The following is a 17,215-nucleotide window of genomic DNA, read 5'->3' as shown; positions in this document are numbered from 1 at the left end:
TCTTAATGGAGTAGTTGCCATGGTTAATATTCGTTCAGCGGTACTGTCTGACTTAGAGGCACTTAGTGGATTACTCGACGGCTATCGGCAGTTCTATAATCAGCCGAGTGATCTCGGTGCGGCGCGGGATTTCTTGCGTCAGCGCTTTGGGCTGGCGGATTCGCGCATTTTAGTGAGTGAAAATAGTGACGGTAATCTCACTGGTTTCGTGCAACTTTATCCTGGGGTTTCCACGGTGGGCTTGAATGCGCGTTGGACACTAAATGATCTTTTTGTGTTGCCGGAGTGCCGTGACAAGGGCACGGGTAGGGCGTTAATGGAAGCCGCTACCCAACTGGCTCGCGAGCATGGTGTCGCGCGCTTAATCCTTATGACCCAGGTAGAGAACGAGCGCGCCCAGCACCTTTATGAGTCCTTGGACTGGCAGCGCAACACGGCGTTTTACGGCTATTTGCTGGATATCAAATAACGTAAATGATGACTAAGGAACCGTCATTTCGAGCCCGGCGTTTAGCCGGGCTCAAACAGCACAGATTTTAACTGCGCTATAGATTTTAACTGCACTATAGATTTACGCGTTGCTTAGCTTGCGCGCTCGATGCAGGTTTTCCATTGTATTCAGACACGCCTGGGCGGCTTCTTGCCCTTTGGTAACAAAGTGCTGGGTGTAGAAGTCGTGGTGAGTGCTGTGCTCATGGAAGTGGTGTGGTGTTAAGACGACCGAAATAATCGGTACTTGCGTATCTAACTGCACGCGCATTAAGCCGTCAATGACCGCATGGGCGACAAAGTCGTGGCGATAAATGCCGCCATCTACCACAAAGCCTGCCCCGACAATGGCGCCATAGCGGCCACTTCCGGCGAGAACCTTTGCCTGGAGGGGGATTTCGTAAGCACCTGATACGGTGAAGATGTCCACTTGTTCGGCGTTAAGACCGCAGCGTTCTACTTCAGTGATAAAGGCTTCATAGGCCTTCTCGACAATGTCGTGATGCCAGTGGCCTTGAATAAACGCAATGCGCTGAGCTGTGGTATGTGTTGAAAGCGTTAGCGGAAATGTCTGATTCATGGTCATTCTCTTGGATAAGTTGTACCAGAATCAGGGCACGCGGGACCGGTCGTCAGGCAACCGAAAAAGGTGGCTGAAGCCACTTTTTAAGTTGCGTGTCTAAGGTACCGTTCTCTTTCATCCGGACTATCACCGTCGGCTTCGGCTTTTCACCGAATCTGCTGACCTCAAGAAATAAACAACAACCGTCTTGAGCGCTCGCGGGCTTAGATGACAAAAATTTATTCGGTCATCATCACCGCCGGTGGGGACTTTCACCCCGCCCTGAGAACTTTGCTGATTATCAGCCCGGCTATATTACGCTTTTTCTAAAGGCCAAGCCACGGGGGCGTGGTGATCTTTGCGGGGTCGCGCTGCATAATAATCTCACCGTGGCGAACGGAAAGTAGCACCTCACCCTGGTTGCGCAGCACGCTGTAATCATCTTCACCCTCGAGCAGGTTGAAGCTAGCGGGCTTGCCGACCTCAATGCCGTAACGTTGCTCAATATTGAGTGTGCGGGCGCTGTTATCAGTGATAAGCGATAGCGCCTGGCTGAAATCCTGGTAGCCCATCATTTGGCAGATATGCAGGCCAAAATCGAGCGTCCGCAACAGCTTACCGTTACCCAGCGAGTACCAGGGGTCGAAGATGGAGTCCTCGGCAAAGCAGACATTAATGCCCGCGGCGTTTAGTTCTTTTACGCGGGTAACACCGCGACGTTTTGGGTAACTATCAAAGCGTCCCTGCAGGTGGATGCTTTCGGTGGGGCAGGAGACAAAGTTGATGCCCGAACGTTTGAGCAGCAGAAACAGCTTGGAGCAGTAGGCGTTATCGTAAGAGTGCATCGCCGTCGTGTGGCTGGCAGTCACGCGGCTGCCTAAATCGTTAAACAGCGCTTCGCAGGCCAGCACCTCAAGAAAGCGCGAGTTAGGGTCGTCTATCTCATCGCAGTGCACATCCACCAAACGGTCATATTTGATCGCGAGCTCTATCACCCGCTTCATGGAAGCGACGCCTAGTTCTCGGGTGTACTCAAAGTGGGGAATGCCGCCGACAACGTCCGCACCGATCTCCAGCGCCTCTTCCATCAGGCGGTCGCCACCGGGGTAGGAAAGCAGGCCATCTTGCGGAAAGGCGACCACTTGGATATCAATTTTATCTTTCAATTCATCGCGCAAGGCGCATAGGGTTTTAATGCCGATTAGACTGGGGTCGCTGGTGTCGGCGTGTGTGCGCACAAACTGGACGCCGTTGCCTATCAACAGATTCAGGGTGTTAAGCGCGCGTTCGCGAATATCTGCTGCGGTGAGCATGGGCTTACGCTCCCCCCAGCGCTCAATGCCTTCAAACAGCGTGCCGCTTTGATTCCAGCTTGGTTCGCCCGCCGTTAACGCGGCGTCCAAGTGAATATGCGGTTCAATGAACGGCGCGCAAAGCAGCTTGCCGCCTGCATCAATTTGCCCATCCCCCGCCGCTTGTGGTGCGTCTTGAGCGGTAATCGCTGTGAACGTGCCGTTCTCAATCTCAAGCCGGTAAAGCTCGGGGCGCTGGCGTAGGCGGGCGTTAATGATCTGCATACTCATAGAATTAGTGGCTCACTTATTGTTTGGCAGTCGAAGGGGAGGTATCACTTAGCGTAGCGTGGTTTAAACGAAGCAGTACAGCGTAGCTAACGGCCGCTACTACGACACCTACCAACGGGGGGAGCAACGGGGAGAGGTAAGCGGCTCCAGCGCCTAGTGCATAGGCGGCTAACCCTCGGCGATTAAAATTGGCTAGCTGAGTGGACTCCAGCGTGGGGTAGCGGCCTTTATGTTTGAGCCAAAAGTCCGCCATGATCACCCCGCCCATAGGAGGAATAAAGGTGCCTAGCAGTACTAGAAAGGGAATCAACAGGTTATACATACCGCCTACCGCTAGTACGGTGCCAATTGCTGCGCCACACACCGTGACTAAGCGGCGTTTCTCGGTGCGTAGCAAATTGCAGCCCGCGACGGCAAAGTTGTAGATGGTGTTGTCCTGGGTGGTCCAGATATTTAGAAACAACATAAGCACGGCGATGGTGACAAAGCCCTGTGCGATCAATACATCGACAATATCCGCCTGCTGGTAAATCATGGTGCCCAGTGCGCCGGTCAGCACCATTAAGCCGTTGCCCACAAAAAAAGCCGCCAGAGTCGCGATCACGGCAATTTTTGGCGTCTTAGCGAAGCGGCTCCAGTTAGTCGCTTGGGTGCCTCCGCTAATAAAGGTGCCAATGATGACGGTAATCGCTGCCGCCACGCTCATGCTTTCCGTGGGCGTTTGCTGGCTTAGTCCGGCAAATCCGCGTGCATCCACTAGACCGGTGAACAAGCTAATCAAGATAAACAGCATCATGGCGGGGACGGCAAAGCGCGAAAGCCAGTCCATCCCTTTATAGCCAATCATGGCCGTTACGCAGAAGCCGAACCCAAATAGCACCATTAAGGGGATTTCCAGCCATTCAGGCATTCCTGTGGTGCGTACTAACACTAGAGCAATGGTGGCGGTGCCCCAGGCGTACCAACCAATCTGGGTAAAGCCGAGAATAAAATCGGAAAGTTTGCTGCCTTTTTCACCGAAGCAGAAGCGTCCCATCAGCACGGAGTTAAGACCGCTTTTACAGGCAATGTAAGCGAGGGCTGCCGCGTAAGCGCCCAACAACAAGTTACCCACCAGGATGATCCAGAGCAGTTGGCCAATCGGGAACGATTGGCCAAGCGAGCCACCAGCCCACATGGTGGCAGTAAAAAAGGTAAAGCCGAGCAGCACAACGGAGGTGGAGAGTAAGCCCTTACGGGCGCTAGTGGGGACTTCACTTAGCGGATAGTCAGAGTGGTGCATGGGAGGCTCCAGGTGAGTATTATTTTCATAGTTATATAAGCAACCTGCGTGCCAAGCTTAGCTTCCCAAGGCGTTTAAAGCGTACTTTCCAACATCCCCCGCATTAACGTTTCGATCATACTCTCGTACTCGTCTGCTAATGAAAATTGTTGTGGATCTTGTAGCCAATCAAAGCAAATGCCGATTAAAAAGCTATGGTACTGGCGACGGGCGCTGGCGGGGGTGAGGTCAGCGCGTAGATGGCCGGTTTGCCGAGTTTTCTCAAACAGCTGTTCAACCTGCATCTCGGCATGCTCAGAAAGCCGAGTGATCATGCTGATACGTGGGTGATCATCTTCCAGCTTTTCGCAGCGATGCAGCACGATGGTGGCGGCGCGTTGTAACGGAAGATTATGGCAAATAGCGCTAAGCGCACTCAGTGCAATCTCTTGCAAACACTGGCTGGGGGTATGGCCCAGCCGCAGCACCGCATCATCGACGATTTCATCGAGCGGCACGCGAGCACGCTCTAGCAGAGCATCGAATACCGCTGCTTTATCCTCAAAATGCCAGTAAATGGCACCGCGGGTAACGCCAGCCGCTGCGGCAATATGGGCCAATGTGGTGCGCGAAACCCCCTGGGCGAGAAACTGAGTTTCTGCAGCATCAAGAATGGCCTCTCGGGTGCGTTCAGCCTCAGCTTTGCGGCGTGACATAACGGCTCCTAACAAAAAAGTGCACTTATATTGGCATTACTGAATGGCAAAGTCGCCAGTAGACGATTAGTATACACATTAACTGACATTCATGAATGTCAGTTAAATTTTTATGACTGCGTATTGATAACACCACCGAGGAGTCCGCTGTGCGTAACACTGTGATTCGATTGCTTCCAGCGCTGCTGGCCCTGTTGCTGGCAACAGGTGACGCTTATGCCGAGAGCCACAATGAACCTCTTCCTCGGCCGGTGAAGCTGATGACCTTAGAAGCGTCTGGTGCCGCGCTGCAGCGCCAGTTTCCTGCGCGCGTTGAAGCCACTACACGCAGTAATCTATCGTTTCGCATGGCGGGTGAACTGTTAGAGCTTAACGTGAGTCCCGGTCAGCGGGTAACGGAAGGCACCCTTATCGCACGTATTGATGATCGTAATATGCGCAGTGAGTTGGATAGCGCTCGTTCGCGGCTGGAGCTGGCACGGGCCACTCACGAGCGCATGCGCTATACCCTTGAGCGCGGAGCGATTAGCCAAGCACGGTTTGATGAATCAACGGCGGAATTGCGTGCCGCTCGGGCGACCTTTGAGCAGGCCGAAGAGCAGTTGGAAAATACCCAACTGCGCGCACCTTACGATGGTGTGATTGCCCAGGTGCCGGTAGATAACCGACAGATTGTCCAGGTACAGGAAACCGTGGCGGTGATTCAGCAGCCAGGGCAGCTTGATGTGATCTTTCACTTACCGCAGCAAATCGTTCAGCAAATACCCCACAGTGACGAGGTAACCCCGTTTGAAACGGCGATGGCCTTTGAAGTGCGGTTTGGCAATAGCGAAAAACCTTACCTTGCTCAGTTGGCGTCTTATACCACCCAGGCCAGCGCCCAAAGCTTGGCTTATGAGGTAACGCTTCGGCTGCCGCAGCCCGACGATATCACGCTACTGGATGGCATGAGCGCCACCGTGCGGCTTGATTTAGGCCAACTGTTACCCGCGTCTGAAGGTCTTGTTTGGCATCTGCCGCCTGACGCCATTAGCTATCAAGGTGAGAACTCAGAGCAGGCGGTGGTGTGGCGTTTTCAGGCGCCGGACCGTTTAGAGGCGGTGCCGGTCGAGGTGGGACGTTTAACCTCTAAGGGGTTAGAAGTGAGTGGCGAACTCGCCGCGAATGATCGTGTGGTGGCAGCGGGGGCCCATCGTGTCAGCGCTGATATGCGTGTAACACCATGGGAAAAGGAACAGGGGCTATAAGATGGTTGATTACTTCTTACGCCACCGGGCCGCTAGCTATTTAATGACCGTGGTACTGCTCTTCGGCGGGGCGCTTGCGTTCACTGGCATGGGGCAGCTTGAGTTTCCTGAATTTACCATTCGTAATGCACTGGTTACTACCCAGTATCCTGGTGCAACGCCAGAAGAGGTGGAGCAGGAAGTCACCTCGACACTGGAAGAAGCCATTCAGGAAATGCCCGCAATTAAACGCATCAGTTCGGTGAGTTCTAACGGGTTATCTCAAATCACCATCGAGCTGCAAAGCACGGTTCAAAACGATGAGCTGCAACAGCTTTGGGATTCATTACGCCGCAAAGTGGGCGATGCGCAGGCCGCCTTGCCGCCAGGCGCTAGTCAGTCACGAGTTAACGACGATTTTGGCGATGTGTTCGGCTTGATGATTAACCTGACCGGTGATGGCTATGCCATGCCCGATTTGAAAAGCCAAGCTGAGTTTCTTAAGCGTGAGCTCGCCTTAGTCGACGGCGTTGAAAAGGTGTCGCTTGCGGGGGTAAGGGACGAGCGCATTTTCATTGAAGTCGACCGAGAGCGGCTACGTGCGCTGAACATTCCGCTAAGCTCACTCCAGCAATTGCTGAATACGCAAAATGCCGTAGTGGACTCGGGGCACTTGAAGCAGGGAGGTCAGCGTTTCCGAGTAACGCCTTCGGGCAGTTCCGCTGATATTGATGATTTACGCGCGTTAATCGTTAGTGAAGGTAACGGCGAGCTGGTAAGACTGAGCGATATCGCAGAGGTTTCCCGCGGCTTGACCGAGCAACCGCAGCAGCTTTACCGCGATATGGGACGACCGGCTATTTCCCTGGGCATCTCGTTTGAAAGCGGCGTCAACGTGGTCGAAGTCGGTGCTCGACTTGAACAGCGGCTTGACGAACTGGAAGCGCGCACCCCGTTGGGTATGGAACTCAATGTGGTCTATGACCAGCCGAGCGTGGTGGATGAAGCGGTATCCGGTTTCTTAATCAGTCTGATCCAGGCGGTTGCCATCGTCATTGTGGTGCTCATGCTGTTTATGGGCTGGCGCAGCGGCCTACTAATGGGCTTTATTCTGCTGATTACCATTATTGGCACCTTTATGCTGATGCGCATTCACGGTTTGCAATTGGAAAAAATCTCGCTGGGGGCGCTGATTATCGCCTTGGGGATGCTGGTCGATAATGCCATTGTGGTCACTGAAGGCATGCTGGTCGGCCTAAAGCGTGGCCAAAGTATTCGTGAGTCAGCGCATCAGGTGGTTCGACAAAACGCATGGCCCCTGCTGGCTGCTACGCTGATCGCAGTTGCCGCATTCGCTCCAATTGGGCTGTCGCCAGATACCACCGGTGAATTTATCGGCTCGCTGTTTTATGTGTTGCTCTATTCACTGCTGCTAAGTTGGCTGACAGCGCTGACGCTTACGCCGTTCTATTTCAAGCTGCTGTTTCGCAATGTAGCGCCTAGCAGTACAGATGAAGACCCTTACCAAGGGGTGGTGTACCGTTTGTTTAGCCGCGTGATTGTGGCGGGTATTCGGCTGCGTTGGCTAACACTGGGGCTGGTGATAGCTATATTGGCAGGCGCGGTTGTTGGCTTTGGCTCCGTCAAGAATGCCTTTTTCCCTGCCTCGAATACGCCCATCTTCTTTGTTGATTACCGCACCCCAGAAGGCACTGATATTCTGGAAACCCAACGGCGGGTGGCAGAGTTGGAAGAGGTGGTGATGGAGATGGAGGGGGTCCGTCATCTCACTACTGTGGTCGGCGGCGGTGCCCAGCGCTTTACCTTGACCTATGCGCCGGAAGACCGCTATGCCAGCTATTCACAGCTAATTGTTGAAACCGATAACAAAGCGATACAGCAAGCGCGCATGGCGGATATCGAAGCGGTACTTGAGCGTGATCACAGCGATATCGACTATAAAATTGCTCCGCTGGAAGTTGGTCCTGCCCCGAAAGCCAAGATCGAAGCAAGGTTTTACGGCAGCGACCCCGCCGTGTTACGCCAGCTCGGTGATCAAGTCGCGGCACTGTTTAGTGATACGTCCGATATGGTCAGTGTTCGCACTAGCTGGCGTAACCGTGTTCAGGCCGTGGTGCCAATTTTTGCCGAAGACACCGCACGACGGCTGGGCGTTACCCGCGAGAACCTGGCGGCCACATTGGCGTTGAGCACTAGCGGTAGTCAGGTGGGCATCTACCGTGACGGCAGCGACTTGATTCCGATTGTCGCTAGAGCGATACCAGAGCAGCGCAACGATATCGATAACATCGGGTCGCTTAACGTATGGAGCGCCGAACAGGGGCGTTACATCACGGCTGATCAAGTGATGCGTGATGTGACGACCGAGGTCGCTGACCCGCTGGTGATGCGCCGTGACCGCGAGCGCATGTTGGCAGTGTATGGCGAACCCGACCCGTTAAGCGGCGTGACGGCGGCTAGTGTATTGGCTCAGGTTCGACCTCAAGTAGAGGCGCTTGAATTGCCTCCCGGTTATCGGCTTGAGTGGGGCGGTGAATTTGAGACTGCCGGTGAAGCTCAGAGTGGCCTATTTGCATCGTTGCCGCTTGGCTTGGTGATGATGTTTATTATCACGGTGGTGTTGTTTAATAACTTCCGTCAGCCGCTGGCGATCTGGTTTTTGGTGCCGTTGACCATTGTCGGCGTAGTGGCCGCGTTACTGCTAACCGGGCTGCCTTTCTCGTTTATGGCGCTGCTGGGCACGCTGAGTTTGATCGGGATGGTGATTAAGAATGCTATTGTTCTGGTAGAAGAGATCAATGTGCAACTGCCGTTGCACAAAGATCGCTATCACGCCGTGGTGCGCGCCGCCATTAGTCGCGTGCGCCCCGTTTCAATGGCTGCGCTAACCACCATGCTGGGTCTGATTCCGTTGATTAGTGATGCATTCTTCGCCAGCATGGCGGTTGCGCTGATCGGCGGGCTTGGTGTTGCCACGCTGCTTACTCTTATCGTGCTACCGGTGATCTATTGCGTGCTTTACCAGATCAAGATCCATGAGGATTCATCGAGCACTTAATTCAGCGCAGCAGCGACCTCTTCAATTTGTAGCGCTAAGCTTTGTAGGCCGCCACCGGAGAGGTACCACAGAGCCGGGGTTAGCATCACTAGCTGGGGGGTAGTACCAGCCTCGGCTAGTGTTTGGCGCAGTTGGTCGGCATCCGCAGGTTCATTGCCAATGGCGGCGCTGCGATCAATGACCAGCACAACGTCTGGTTTGATGTCGGCAATGGCATCAGCAGAAAGCGGTGTAAAGGTGCGCTCACCACGGGTTTCTGAGATCACACTCTCTGGCATGCTGAGCGCTTCCACGCCTAGCACATCGTGAACGACGGGATGTTGGTTAAGCATCAGGTTGCCGCCGTTGTGAGTGACGACCAGTGTCCTGGGGGCATTGCTGAGTGCTTCGCGTAGCGCGTCAATCTCTGTGTGGAGCGTTGCAAGTGCCTCATCAGCTTCACTTTCCGCCTCAAATTGGCTGGCGAGCTCACGCACGTTGTCGTCAAACGCCGCGAGGTAATTATCGCCTTGCAAACTGGTGTTAAGTAGCGGGGCAATATCACCAAGTGCTGCTTTCCAATCGCCCTGGCGGCCAGTGTAGAGAATCAGGCTAGGCTCGCTAGCGCTGATGGCCTCCATGTCCGGTGAGCGCAGGCCGCCAATATCGCTATAGCGGTCGCTAGCGTATTGCTCTAGGTAGGTAGGCAGGCTCTGCTTGGGGACGCCAACCACTTGTTCGCTTAAGCCCAGCGCATCTAGCGTATCTAAACTGCCTAAGTCGAAGGTGGCGATGCGCTGTTCGGCATGAGCGTTTACGCTGATGGCTGAAAACAGTACGGCTGTGGCGAATGTAGGAACGAATTTAGTGGCAAAAGAGGTAGGCTTCATCGTAGCTCCTTTTATGAGAAAATGTTTTATATGCGATGGTTTCTCATATTCTCAAAAGAAGAGGCGCTATGTCGCCTTTTTATAACGGAACAAACTGTTGCGCAAAGTGACCGCCCTCACAGAGGAGGGCGGTGCTATTCGCGAAGACTAGGTCGTGATGAGGCGTTTATGGGACACGCTTATGAAGCGACTCTGAAGGGGTTACGAGGGTCGTTGTCCCAGGCCAAGAATGGTTTGCCGGTTTCTTGAGGCACCATGGTGATGCAATTCTCCACTGGACAGGTGATTTGGCATAAGTTGCAGCCAACGCACTCGTCTTCGATTACCTCGTAACGGCGTGCGCCATCTTGCTCGGTGAGCTTGGCAATCGACTGATGGGAGGTATCCTCGCAAGCGATATAGCAGCGACCGCACTCAATGCACAGGTCCTGATCAATCTTGGCAATGGTTTTAAAGTTGATGTCCAGGTGTTTCCAGTCGGTGGTTTGGGGCACGGCTTTGCGCGAGAACGATTCAATAGAGTCGTAGCCTTTTTCTGCCATCCAGCGTGAAAGGCCATCTTTCATCTCTTCTACAATGCGAAAACCGTTGAGCATTGCAGCGGTACATACCTGCACGCTGCCTGCTCCCAGAGTGATAAATTCTGCCGCATCCCGCCATGTAGAAATGCCGCCGATGCCGGAAATCGGCAGCGTTGGCGTTGCCGGGTCGCGGGCAATCTCTGCCACCATATTCATCGCGATAGGTTTCACGGCGCTGCCGCAGTAGCCACCGTGGGTACTCTGATGGCCTACCGTGGGTTTGGCGACCATATTGTCCAGGTCGATGCTAGTGATCGAGTTGATGGTGTTGATCAGCGATACCGCGTCGGCGCCACCCCGTAGCGCGGCTTGGGCACCCACTCGAATGTCGGTGATGTTGGGGGTGAGTTTTACAATCACCGGCTTTGAGTAGTGCTTCTTACACCAGTAAGCAACTTTTTCGATCAGGTCGGGATTTTGGCCGACCGCTGCCCCCATGCCGCGTTCCGGCATGCCATGAGGGCAGCCCAGGTTGAGCTCAATGCCATCTGCGCCAGTTGCTTCCACGAGTGGCAAAATATAGGCCCAAGCGTCTTCGTTACAGGGCACCATGATAGAGACAATCAGCGCTCGGTCGGGCCAGTCTTTTTTCACCTGGGTGATTTCTTGAAGGTTGATCTCCAGCGAGCGATCGGTAATCAGCTCGATATTGTTGAAGCCGATCACCTCGCGGTTTTTGCCATAGTGCGCAGAGTAACGTGAAGAGACATTCACTGCTGGTGGCTCTTCACCAAGGGTTTTCCAGACGACGCCGCCCCAACCCGCTTCATAGGCGCGTACTACGTTATAGGCTTTATCGGTAGGCGGGGCTGAGGCTAGCCAGAACGGGTTGGGGGCTTTGATGCCTGCAAAATTCACCGACAGGTCAATGCCGTTTACTACGCTGTCGCCGCTGTTTTTGTTGCCTGGTGGTGTGAAGGGAAGTGTGTTCATGCGGCCTCCTGCTTGGCGGCAAGCGCTTGGTGAATGGCATGGGCAGCTAGTTTGCCGTGTTGAACGGCTTGAACAGTAAGATCTTGACCGGGGTTCACGCAGTCGCCACCCGCGTAAACATTGGGCATTGAGGTGCGGAAGAAAGCATCAACTTGGATACGTTCGCCGTCGCGGGCAAGCTCTCTGGCGGCTTCATCCGTCAGGCTAGCGCTATCGAAGCCTTGGCCAATCGCCTTAAAGATGGCGTCGGCGGCAAGGTCGAATGTTTCACCAGTAGGTGTTAACTGACCAACCCGATCGTGGGTCTTGGCAAAACGCATACCCGCCACGCGCCCTTGGTCATCCAATAAAATGTCGTCTGGCTGAGCCCACGTCACCATGCGCACGCCGTTCGCTTTGGCAATTTCTTGCTCATGATCGGTAGCAGACATCGCCTCTGTGCCGCGGCGGTAGACCAGCGTTACCTCTGTCGCACCAAGCCGGGTCATTTGGGTCGCCATATCAATGGCGGTATTGCCTGCACCGATCACAATGCAGCGCTTGGCGACAGGTAAACTCCCAAGGTCTTTGGTTTGGCGCAGGGTTTTAATGTAGTCAACGGCAGGCATCAAGCCGGGAGCATCATCCCCCGTGAGCCCTAGGGCACGGCTGGCACCAAGACCCAAGCCGAGGAAAACGCTATCGAACTGCTGGTGCAGCGTCGCAAGCGACAAATTATCACCGAGGCGCTGGCCGTACTGAAGCTCAATGCCGCCTATTTCTAATAGAAACTCTACTTCTTTACGGGCGAAATCATCGGTCATCTTATAGCGGGCGATACCGTACTCATTTAGCCCGCCGGGTTTTTGTTCGGCCTCAAAAATGGTCACTTGATGGCCTAGCATCGCCAAGCGGTGGGCACAGGAAAGGCCAGCGGGCCCCGCGCCTACCACGGCGATATGGCGGCCGCTGTTAGCCGCCCGCTTGAATGGGTGGCTTTCGAACTGCATATGGTCAGTGGCGTGGCGTTGCAGCAGGCCAATTAGCACTGGTTGGCACTCTGCATCATGGTTGCGCACACAGCTACGCTCGCAGAGGATTTCAGTGGGGCACACCCGGGCGCAGCTGCCGCCAAGAATGTTGGCTTCCAGGATGGTTTCTGCTGCGCCATTAATGTTGTTTTCGCTGATCTGACGAATAAAGCTGGGGATATCAATATCCGATGGACAGGCCTCAACGCAAGGGGCGTCGAAACAGTACAAGCAGCGCTGGCTTTCGATCATTGCTTGACGGTGGGTTAACGGTGGATGGAGATCGGTAAAGTTGTTTGCCAGTGTCGGTGGATCGTAGGTGCCGACCTCTTGTGCGCTAGGCAGGTGGTCAAGTGAGTGGTTCACGGTCATCTCTCCTGTTGGATTTTTTCTTTTCTTGAGGAGCTGTTCAGCGCATTACGGCTACCGGCGCATTTAATTCGGCACGTTTAGCCAGTAGCTCAAACACGCCTGGGTAGGCGGGGCGTTTTAAGTAGCGACCAGCACCCCGCTCGGCGTGCAGTTCACCGTCTCGCCATACCCATTTCCCTTGGCTAATCGTGTGGCGAGCAATGCCGCGCACCGTTTTGCCCTCGAAAATGTTGAAGTCGACATTTTGATGATGCGTTTTTGCGGAGATCGTACGTGTGCCATTAGGGTCCCACACCACAATATCGGCATCGGCGCCCACTTGGATGGCTCCTTTACGAGGGTACAGGTTGAAAATTTTGGCGGTATTGGTAGATGTCACCGCGACAAACTCCTGGGGCGAGAGCTTGCCGCTGTTAACGCCTGCGTCCCATATCACGGCAAGGCGATCTTCTACCCCGGCGGTGCCGTTAGGGATTTTAGTGAAGTCATCTTTGCCTGCGGCTTTCTGTTCTTCGCAGAAGCAGCAGTGGTCAGTGGCGGTGGTTTGCAAATTGCCGGACTGCAGGCCATGCCAAAGTGCTTCCTGATGCCCTTTGGGGCGGAAGGGGGGGCTCATTACGTGGGCCGCGGCGGTTGCCCAGTCGGAATGCTGGTAAACGCTGTCATCAATGAGTAAGTGTCCTGCTAGGCACTCGCCGAATACTGGGTGACCTTGCTGGCGGGCATAGGCAATTTCATCGACGGCGTCTTTGGTGGATACATGTACCAGGTAAACCGGCGCGCCTAGCGTGCTGGCAATTCGAATCGCTCGGCTGGCGGCTTCGCCTTCTACTTGGGGCGGGCGGGAAAGTGGGTGAGCTTCCGGCCCGGTAATGCCCTGGGCCAGTAGCTTCTGCTGCATGTGGTAAACTAATTCGCCGTTTTCGGCGTGTACCGTAGGTACCGCGCCCAGTTCAAGGCAGCGGGAAAAGCTTTCCACCAATATGTCATCAGTGGCCATAATCGCGCCCTTGTAGGCCATGAAGTGCTTGAAACTATTCACGCCGTGTTCGCGCACCAGGGTACCCATTTCCTCTTTGACGCTCTCATCCCACCAGGTGATTGCCACGTGGAAAGCGAAATCGGTAGCCGCTTTTTCCGCCCACCCTTGCCACGTCTCAAAGGCTTCTAAGAGTGATTGGCCTGGGCTTGGAATGACAAAGTCGATAATCGTCGTGGTACCACCCGCCATCGCGGCGGCGGTGCCGGTGTAAAAATCTTCGCTGGCCACTGCGCCCATAAACGGCATTTGCATATGGGTATGGGGGTCAATGCCACCGGGCATTACCAACTGATTGCTGGCGTCAATAATGTCGCAGTTATCGGGGAGGTCCAAGTCGGTGCCGATGGCGTGGATTTTTCCGTCGACGCACAGCACATCGGCGCGGTAAGTATCGGCATGGGTGACGACGGTGCCGCCTTTGATCAATAAACTCATCATGAAGTCCTCGTATGGTTCATCAACAGGGCTACTCACCATCAGTGAGGCGGGTGTAGGCATCGGGGCGGCGATCACGGAAGAACTGCCAGTTATTGCGCACCTCACGCACCATGTCTAAATCAATTTCATGCACTAGCAGCTCGTCTTCCGTTTCGCTGGCCTGGGCTTCGATTTTGCCGCGGGGGTTGACGATATAGCTGGAGCCGTAGAAGTCACCGATATTCCAGGGCGCTTCTGTACCCACGCGGTTGATAGCGGCAATAAAGCAACCGTTAGCCGCAGCGGAAGCAGGCTGCTCAAGCTCCCATAGGTACTGGGAAAGCCCTGCTACGGTAGCGGAAGGGTTGAAGATTACCTCAGCACCGTTAAGCGCTAGTGCACGCCAGCCTTCAGGGAAGTGGCGGTCATAGCAGATATACACACCAATTTTGCCGTAGGCAGTGTCGAAGACCGGCCAGTTTGATTTGCCCGGTTTGAAGAAGAATTTCTCCCAAAAACCGGCCACTTGAGGGATATGAGTTTTATGATATTTGCCGAGGTAGCTACCGTCGGCGTCAAACACGGCGGCGGTGTTGTAGTAAACGCCGGTCTCTGTTTCTTCATACACGGGCACGATAATGACCATGCGGTGTTCGGCAGCCAGTTTTTGCATCATCTGACAGGTGGGGCCTTCTGGAACCCGCTCAGCGGCGGCATACCATTTGCCATCTTGGCTTGGGCAGAAGTACGGCTGGTTAAAGACTTCTTGAAAACACAGTACTTGCACACCCTGTTCGGCGGCCTGCTGAATCATCGGTAGGTGTGCTTCGTTCATCGCATCGCGGATCGCCGCGGGGTCTAAATCGGTGCTGGTTTTGAGCCCCATTTGAATTAAGCCAATTTTCATTTTCTGCATAGAACATGCCCTCTCAAGTCATACGCGCCAACCGCATGCGTACGCATGTCGGTACGTTACTGGTCAAGTAACAAGTGTGTGATTACGTGGCGTGCAGTGGTGTCTTATTGTTGTTCAAAAAGTTGTCTTTATTGACAGCTTTTTGAACATAGTCCTTTGTGAGGTGTTGTTTCAAGTGTTTTTTAATAATTTTAATTTTCTGATTTAACTCTTTGATTTATTGATATTTTTATTGTTTTTAGTGATGAGTTTTCTAAGTTGGTGAAGTTTTGTTCGATGTTGGTGATGTTTGTTTTTTCTTTTAAAACATATGGTTGTGTTTATTTTTTTGAGTTTTGATATTTTTTGCGCATCTTTTTGGTGCGTATTTTATTTAAATGGCTACGCTTATTAATGGCTTTTAAGACCTGAAAGGCGAATAACAATAATCACGCTATAAGTATGTGTATGTCTGCCTAGTAAGTCAGCTTTTCGATCAATGGGTTAGTGTTTGTGATTTTGTTTTAGGCACGCTTATTGCTCTTGAAAGACTGAAACCGTGAACTTACTGGGCTACAGCACTGCTGAGGAGACTATATGACTGGCTCAACATCCCGAATGGTAGACAGAGAGGGGTTAATTGAACTCGATGTAGGCAAAGACGTAGGTGATAGTCCTCGTTTCAATAAAGATATTGCGCCCACTCAGGCGAGTGAGCGCACTTGGAGCAAATGGAACATTGCGGCACTTTGGGTGGGGATGTCGATTTGTGTACCGACCTACACCTTGGGTGGTGTGTTAACCGCCTACTTTGGCCTGAGTGTGGGCGAAGCGCTTTTTGCCATTTTTCTAGCCAACGTGATCGTCCTGATTCCGCTCACTCTAAATGCTTTTCCGGGCACTAAATTTGGTATTCCTTTTCCAGTTGTGCTGCGATCGTCATTTGGTATTTTAGGCTCTAACGTGCCTTGTTTGGTGCGGGCTCTCGTAGGCTGTGGCTGGTTTGGCATTCAAACGATGTTTGGTGGTTTGGCTATTCATCTTCTGTTATCCGAACTGGTCCCCGCTTGGGCTGCGCTGGGTGGGGTAGGTGAAGTCATTGGCTTTTTTGTCTTCGGCGCAATGAATCTTTTTGTGGTCATTCGTGGGGCTGAGTCGATCAAGTGGCTGGAAACCCTAGCGGCGCCGTTGTTGCTTGCTGTGGGGATTGGATTAATGATGTGGGCATGGCCGCACATGTCGATGACTGAGTTATTAGCGCAACCGCCCTCGCGCCCAGAAGGAGCATCAGTATATGGCTACTTCTTTGCAGGATTAACTGCGATGGTGGGGTTTTGGGCGACGTTGTCGCTGAACATTCCTGATTTCAGCCGGTTTGCCAAAAGCCAAAAAGATCAAATTGTTGGCCAAGTGATTGGGTTGCCGCTGACAATGTTCTTCTTTGCAGCGTTGGGCGTTGTATTAACGGCGGCGTCTGAGTCGCTAGTGGGCCAGACGGTTGCTGACCCAGTACGTTTGATTGGCTATATCGAAAGCCCTTTCTGGGTAGTGCTTGCCATGTTGCTAATCATTATTGCCACGATTTCCACCAATACCGCTTCGAATATTGTTTCTCCCACGAATGACTTCCAGAATATTGCCCCAAAACTGATTAACCAAACCCGCGGTGTGCTTATGACCGGAGCGGTGGGTGTTTTGTTGATGGGCTACGACCTTTTGCAGAAAGCGGGTATCATTGCTCAAGGGGTGTCGCTTGAGCAGATGTACTCAAACTGGCTGCTGGGATACTCCAGCCTGCTTGGCCCCATCGCAGGCATCATGGCAGTGGACTATTTCCTAATTAAAAAGCAGCGGTTAGATGTGCCTAGCTTATATATGGATAACCGTGCTTATCCTGCGGTCAATGTGGCGGGTTTTATCGCGTTCGGCGTGCCGGTGGCACTGACGCTAATCTCGCTGTTAACCGGCACCATGAACTGGTTCTATGACTATGGCTGGTTTACTGGCTCTGCGCTTGGCGCGATTGTTTATTACGCCGCAAGCCACGTTTTAACATCATCTTCTCAGGTAGGGCCCGCGCCACACATGGCCAGCGAGACGGCAAAGCTGCCATAAACTCGTTATAAGTAAACGCCATTAATAATCAAAGCTCGGCACTTAGCCGAGCTTTGATTATTTTG

At 53.4% G+C, this 17,215-nt stretch carries 13 protein-coding genes and 1 riboswitch; of the genes, 4 read left to right on the top strand and 9 right to left on the bottom strand.

Annotated elements, in window-relative coordinates:
* Positions 1 to 19: 19 nt before the first annotated feature.
* On the top strand, positions 20 to 469 hold the full coding sequence (locus HVE01_RS11885; protein ID WP_146944322.1) for a GNAT family N-acetyltransferase: 450 nt from the start codon (positions 20 to 22) through the stop codon (positions 467 to 469).
* Between the two features lie 102 nt (positions 470 to 571).
* Here the strand turns inward: HVE01_RS11885 and HVE01_RS11880 are convergent, their stop codons facing one another.
* From HVE01_RS11880 to HVE01_RS11865, 4 genes are all read right to left on the bottom strand, one after another.
* Complete coding sequence (locus tag HVE01_RS11880; RefSeq protein WP_125751897.1) at positions 572 to 1,069, bottom strand: 6,7-dimethyl-8-ribityllumazine synthase; 498 nt, start codon at positions 1,067 to 1,069, stop codon at positions 572 to 574.
* 105 nt (positions 1,070 to 1,174) lie between these two features.
* Positions 1,175 to 1,345, bottom strand: a riboswitch (FMN riboswitch).
* Positions 1,346 to 1,377: 32 nt separating this feature from the next.
* A complete protein-coding gene (gene codA / locus HVE01_RS11875; RefSeq protein ID WP_125751895.1) occupies positions 1,378 to 2,634 on the bottom strand; it encodes a cytosine deaminase in 1,257 nt (418 codons plus the stop codon).
* A gap of 16 nt (positions 2,635 to 2,650) precedes the next feature.
* Positions 2,651 to 3,916, bottom strand: coding sequence for a cytosine permease (codB, locus tag HVE01_RS11870; RefSeq protein WP_125751893.1), 1,266 nt, complete (start codon positions 3,914 to 3,916; stop codon positions 2,651 to 2,653).
* 74 nt (positions 3,917 to 3,990) lie between these two features.
* Entirely contained in the window at positions 3,991 to 4,611 is a 621-nt protein-coding gene (locus tag HVE01_RS11865; RefSeq protein ID WP_125751891.1) for a TetR family transcriptional regulator, read from the bottom strand.
* A gap of 149 nt (positions 4,612 to 4,760) precedes the next feature.
* Between HVE01_RS11865 and HVE01_RS11860 the strand changes: the two genes are divergently transcribed.
* Both HVE01_RS11860 and HVE01_RS11855 read left to right on the top strand, forming a co-directional pair.
* Positions 4,761 to 5,858 (top strand): efflux RND transporter periplasmic adaptor subunit, encoded by a 1,098-nt coding sequence (locus HVE01_RS11860; RefSeq protein WP_125751889.1) that lies wholly within the window; start codon positions 4,761 to 4,763, stop codon positions 5,856 to 5,858.
* Between the two features lies 1 nt (position 5,859).
* Positions 5,860 to 8,916 (top strand): efflux RND transporter permease subunit, encoded by a 3,057-nt coding sequence (locus HVE01_RS11855; protein WP_146944320.1) that lies wholly within the window; start codon positions 5,860 to 5,862, stop codon positions 8,914 to 8,916.
* On the opposite strand, the gene HVE01_RS11850 is transcribed toward HVE01_RS11855, so the two are convergent.
* The 5 genes from HVE01_RS11850 to HVE01_RS11830 all read right to left on the bottom strand — a co-directional run bounded on the left by HVE01_RS11850 (position 8,913) and on the right by HVE01_RS11830 (position 15,056).
* Positions 8,913 to 9,785, bottom strand: coding sequence for an ABC transporter substrate-binding protein (locus tag HVE01_RS11850; protein ID WP_146944318.1), 873 nt, complete (start codon positions 9,783 to 9,785; stop codon positions 8,913 to 8,915). The two genes, HVE01_RS11855 and HVE01_RS11850, sit on opposite strands and share 4 nt — an antisense overlap.
* Positions 9,786 to 9,964: 179 nt before the next feature.
* On the bottom strand, positions 9,965 to 11,299 hold the full coding sequence (gene preA, locus HVE01_RS11845; protein ID WP_125751881.1) for an NAD-dependent dihydropyrimidine dehydrogenase subunit PreA: 1,335 nt from the start codon (positions 11,297 to 11,299) through the stop codon (positions 9,965 to 9,967).
* Positions 11,296 to 12,681: an NAD(P)-dependent oxidoreductase gene (locus HVE01_RS11840; protein ID WP_213017539.1), complete on the bottom strand. Its 1,386-nt coding sequence runs from the start codon at positions 12,679 to 12,681 to the stop codon at positions 11,296 to 11,298. The genes preA and HVE01_RS11840 overlap by 4 nt, the downstream gene beginning before the upstream one ends.
* Before the next feature lie 37 nt (positions 12,682 to 12,718).
* Positions 12,719 to 14,158: a dihydropyrimidinase gene (gene hydA, locus HVE01_RS11835; protein WP_125753822.1), complete on the bottom strand. Its 1,440-nt coding sequence runs from the start codon at positions 14,156 to 14,158 to the stop codon at positions 12,719 to 12,721.
* Between the two features lie 31 nt (positions 14,159 to 14,189).
* The gene (locus tag HVE01_RS11830) at positions 14,190 to 15,056 is read right to left on the bottom strand and encodes a nitrilase-related carbon-nitrogen hydrolase (protein WP_125751874.1); all 867 of its coding nucleotides are present in this window, start codon (positions 15,054 to 15,056) and stop codon (positions 14,190 to 14,192) included.
* A 576-nt stretch (positions 15,057 to 15,632) separates the two neighbouring features.
* Between HVE01_RS11830 and HVE01_RS11825 the strand changes: the two genes are divergently transcribed.
* Positions 15,633 to 17,150 (top strand): NCS1 family nucleobase:cation symporter-1, encoded by a 1,518-nt coding sequence (locus tag HVE01_RS11825; RefSeq protein WP_146944314.1) that lies wholly within the window; start codon positions 15,633 to 15,635, stop codon positions 17,148 to 17,150.
* The last annotated feature ends 65 nt before the right edge of the window (positions 17,151 to 17,215 follow it).

Source organism: Vreelandella venusta (genome assembly GCF_007989605.1).
GTDB lineage: Bacteria > Pseudomonadota > Gammaproteobacteria > Pseudomonadales > Halomonadaceae > Vreelandella > Vreelandella venusta.
Note: the sequence above shows the minus strand (reverse complement) of the source record. Positions and strands in the feature narration are given on the sequence as shown.

Bases quoted from the DNA above. Each gene is read 5' to 3' on its own strand.
- hydA (WP_125753822.1), bottom strand. From the start codon at position 14,158: ATGAGTTTATTGATCAAAGGCGGCACCGTCGTCACCCATGCCGATACT.
- HVE01_RS11880 (WP_125751897.1), bottom strand. From the start codon at position 1,069: ATGAATCAGACATTTCCGCTAACGCTTTCAACACATACCACAGCTCAG.
- HVE01_RS11850 (WP_146944318.1), bottom strand. From the start codon at position 9,785: ATGAAGCCTACCTCTTTTGCCACTAAATTCGTTCCTACATTCGCCACA.
- HVE01_RS11885 (WP_146944322.1), top strand. From the start codon at position 20: ATGGTTAATATTCGTTCAGCGGTACTGTCTGACTTAGAGGCACTTAGT.
- HVE01_RS11825 (WP_146944314.1), top strand. From the start codon at position 15,633: ATGACTGGCTCAACATCCCGAATGGTAGACAGAGAGGGGTTAATTGAA.
- HVE01_RS11865 (WP_125751891.1), bottom strand. From the start codon at position 4,611: ATGTCACGCCGCAAAGCTGAGGCTGAACGCACCCGAGAGGCCATTCTT.
- HVE01_RS11840 (WP_213017539.1), bottom strand. From the start codon at position 12,681: ATGACCGTGAACCACTCACTTGACCACCTGCCTAGCGCACAAGAGGTC.
- HVE01_RS11855 (WP_146944320.1), top strand. From the start codon at position 5,860: ATGGTTGATTACTTCTTACGCCACCGGGCCGCTAGCTATTTAATGACC.
- codB (WP_125751893.1), bottom strand. From the start codon at position 3,916: ATGCACCACTCTGACTATCCGCTAAGTGAAGTCCCCACTAGCGCCCGT.
- preA (WP_125751881.1), bottom strand. From the start codon at position 11,299: ATGAACACACTTCCCTTCACACCACCAGGCAACAAAAACAGCGGCGAC.
- codA (WP_125751895.1), bottom strand. From the start codon at position 2,634: ATGAGTATGCAGATCATTAACGCCCGCCTACGCCAGCGCCCCGAGCTT.
- HVE01_RS11830 (WP_125751874.1), bottom strand. From the start codon at position 15,056: ATGCAGAAAATGAAAATTGGCTTAATTCAAATGGGGCTCAAAACCAGC.